The 526-nt window shown below is 36.7% G+C and carries 1 protein-coding gene; it reads right to left on the bottom strand.

Going from position 1 to position 526, the window contains the following annotated elements; genetic code table 11:
* Positions 1–278: 278 nt before the first annotated feature.
* The coding region (locus AC1RRQ_RS23290; RefSeq protein WP_493025458.1) for a hypothetical protein at positions 279–526 on the bottom strand (248 nt) is incomplete at its 5' end.

Below are 526 nucleotides of genomic sequence, written 5' to 3'. Positions count from 1 at the left end.
TATTTAAAAAAGTGTTCGGTGAACTTCGTTTGCGGGGTGCAAATGTAACATCCGTTTTCCATTCTCACAAGCTTTTCGCAATCTTTTTTTGAAAATTTCTTTTCGTCTTAATCTCGTCTGCTTGTCAGTCTTTCAGGGAACGTTTGCCGTTGTTGCGGGTGCAAAAGTACCACCTTTATTTGCATTTACAAGCCTTTTTTAAAACTATTTTTGATCTTTTTTATAAGTCACTGGTTAGACGTTTTTTACAAGGCAAAGTTTTTTGGTTTGTTTTGGGGTTATCTTTGTTTTTGTGTGGTTTTGCCTTGCTCTGCCTTATTTGCCGCGAAGACATTAAGACACAAAGCTTGGTTTTCTGTAGACATTTTTTGAATCTCGCAAAGACGCAGAGACGCAGAGTTTCTTTTTGGAACTGGTTTTTCTTCTGGAAACCTACTTTCTTCTCTGTTTTTTCTTTTGGAAACGCATATCATAGCCCCGATAGTAGTGGAAATCCTTTTATTTTGGGGTTCAAAATAAAAGATTG

It is taken from the genome of Flavobacterium sp. GW821-FHT12A05, from assembly GCF_058807735.1.
Note: the sequence above shows the minus strand (reverse complement) of the source record. Positions and strands in the feature narration are given on the sequence as shown.